The 2,616-nt window shown below is 72.7% G+C and carries 2 protein-coding genes; both read right to left on the reverse strand.

The window, feature by feature from the left end:
• A partial coding sequence (locus ACZ4EG_RS46560) for a polyketide synthase docking domain-containing protein (RefSeq protein ID WP_453562336.1) occupies window positions 1-200 on the reverse strand: 200 nt, incomplete at its 3' end.
• 46 nt (window positions 201-246) lie between these two features.
• A partial coding sequence (locus tag ACZ4EG_RS46565; protein WP_467795056.1) for an SDR family NAD(P)-dependent oxidoreductase occupies window positions 247-2,616 on the reverse strand: 2,370 nt, incomplete at its 5' end.

Consider the following 2,616-nt stretch of genomic DNA (forward strand, 5'->3'; position numbering starts at 1 on the left):
ACCGCGTCACCACCGGAGACCACCAACTGCCACAGGTCCTCCGGCGAACGCACCCCGCCCGGATACCGGCACGCCATGCCGACGATCGCGATGGGTTCCTGGCCCTTCTCCTCGACCTCGCGAAGGCGCTCCCGGACCTGACGAAGGTCTCCGGTGACGCGCTTGAGATACTCGAGAAGCCTGTCTTCGTTGCTGCTCATCCGCCTCATCCGTCCTCGGCTGTCGTTAAAGGTAGAGCGCCAAGAACTAGGAATTTTCTAGATCTTGATCGATCAGATCGAAGATGTCGTCGACCGTCGCGTCCTGGAGCTGCCGCCGCGCATCGGCCGATTCCGCGCCTTGTTCTCCGGCGGAGTTCACCAGGGACAGCACTTCCTGCAGCCGCCTGCGCACCCCCGACCGGACCGTCTCCCCGGCGGAGGCGGCCGTCGAGATCACCGACTCCAGCCGGTCGAGCTCGCTGAAGACCGACACCTCGTCCGAGCCCGTCTCGCCGACGAGTTCGCTCCGCAGGCAGCGGGCGATCGCCTCGGGCGTCGGGTGGTCGAAGACCAGCGTCGCGGGCAGGGCCAGTCCGGTGTCGGCAATGAGCAGGTTGCGCAGCTCAACCGCCGTCAGGGAGTCGAAGCCGAGGTCCCGGAACGCCACATCCGGTTCCACCGCCGCGGAGCCGCTGTGGCCGAGAACGGCCGCCGCGTGCGCGCACACCGTGTCCACGAGCAGGCGTTGCTGTTCGCCTTCGGACAGCGCCGACAGCTTCTCCTTCAGCGCGGACGGCTTCGCGGCCTGATCGGCGGGCTCCTCTGCGAGGGCGTCCCTGACCTCGGGCAGGTCGCTCAGCAGTGCGCTCGGCCTGCCGACGGTAAATGGGACGACGAACCGCTCCCAGTCCACGTCCGCCACGGTGACCGTGCCGCCCCCGCCGCTCAGCGCATCGTGCAGCGCGGAGATGGCCCGGTCCGGCCGCAGCACGGTCAGACCGCGCTGCCGCAGCCGCTCCTCGTCCCCGGCGTCGGCGACCATGCCGCCCTCGCCCCACGGGCCCCAGGCGATCGCGGTCGCGGTGAGGCCCCGGGCCCGCCGGTGCTGCGCCAGGCCGTCGAGGAACGCGTTTGCGGCCGAGTACGCGGCCTGCCCGCCGCCTCCCCACACGCCGGAGACGGAGGAGAAGAGGACGAAGGCGTCCAGTTCCTGATCGCCGAGCAGTTCGTGGAGGTGCACGGCCCCGAGGGCCTTCGCGGCGACCGTCGCCGCGAAGTCGCCGAGACTCGTCTCGGCGAGCATGCCCGCCTCGGCGGTGCCGGCCGTGTGGACGACGGCGTCCACCGGGTGCTCGGCGAGCAGCGCGGCCACCGCCTCGCGGTCGGCCACGTCACAGGCGGCGACGGTCACGCGCACGCCCGCCTCCTCCAGCTCGGCCTTGAGGCCGGCGGCGCCGGGGGCGTCGAGACCGCGACGGCTGGTGAGCACCAGGCGCTCCGCACCCGCACCGGCGAGCCAGCGGGCCACGTGCCCGCCCAGTGCACCCGTACCACCCGTGATCAGGACGGTGCCGCGCGGAGACCAGGAACCGTCGGTCCGGGCTGCGCGCAGACGCGACAGGCGCCGCGCGAACAGCCCGCGGTCGCGGATCGCGACCTGGTCCTCGGCCGACTGGCCGAGTACCGCGGCGAGGTAGCCGGCGACCCGGTCGTCGACCGTGCCGGGAAGGTCGACGAGACCACCCCAGCGCGGCGAGTGCTCCAGCGCCGCCACCCGGCCCAGACCCCAGATCTGGGACTGGTACGGGTCCGCCACCTCGTCGGCGGGGCTCACGCCTACTGCGTTCCGGGTCGCGCACCACAGCGGGGCGCCGATGCCCGCGTCGCCCAGGGCCTGGACGAGCAGAACGGACAGCGCGACGCCGGCGGTCAGCGCGGCGGCCGCCGGGGCGGCCTCGCCGTCGACGGCGAGCAGCGACAGGACGCCTGCCACGGTCTCGCCACCGGCCGCTCGGGCGAGCTGGGCGGTCAGGTCCTCACGGCCGGTGGCCGGCTCGACCGGGACCGGCAGCGGGGCCATGCCCCGCTCGGTCAGCCCGCGGAGGCAGGCGGTGACCCAGTCGTCGCCGAGTTGCGCAGCGCTGACCGGAACCAGCCATATACCGATCCGGGCAGGGCCCTCCGGGGCGGGGTCGGGTATCCCTTTCCATGTGACGCCGTAGCGCCAGCCGTCCACGGTGGACTGCTCCTTGCGCTGCCGCCGCCACTGCGACAGCCTCGGCAGTATGTCGCTGAACGCGTCCCCCGCCCCGATGCCCAGGGTCTCGGCGAAGGCCTGCAGGTCCCCGCGCTCCACGGTCTCCCAGAACTCCGCGTCCACCGGGTCCGCCACTGCGGCGGCGGCAGCAATTTGCGGGGCGTCGAGCCAGTACCGCTCGTGCTGGAAGGCGTAGGTCGGCAGGTCGGTCTTCCGCGCACCGGCGAAGAACACGTTCCAGTCCACAGACACGCCGTGCGTGTGCAGATGGGCCAGGGCCGTCACGAGTGCCTGCCGCTCGTGGCGGTCGCCGCGCAGGACGGGCACGGCGACGGCCTCGTCCATGCAGCCCTGCGCCAGGGCGCTGAGGACGCCGCC

Source organism: Streptomyces sp. NPDC025638 (assembly GCF_055558775.1).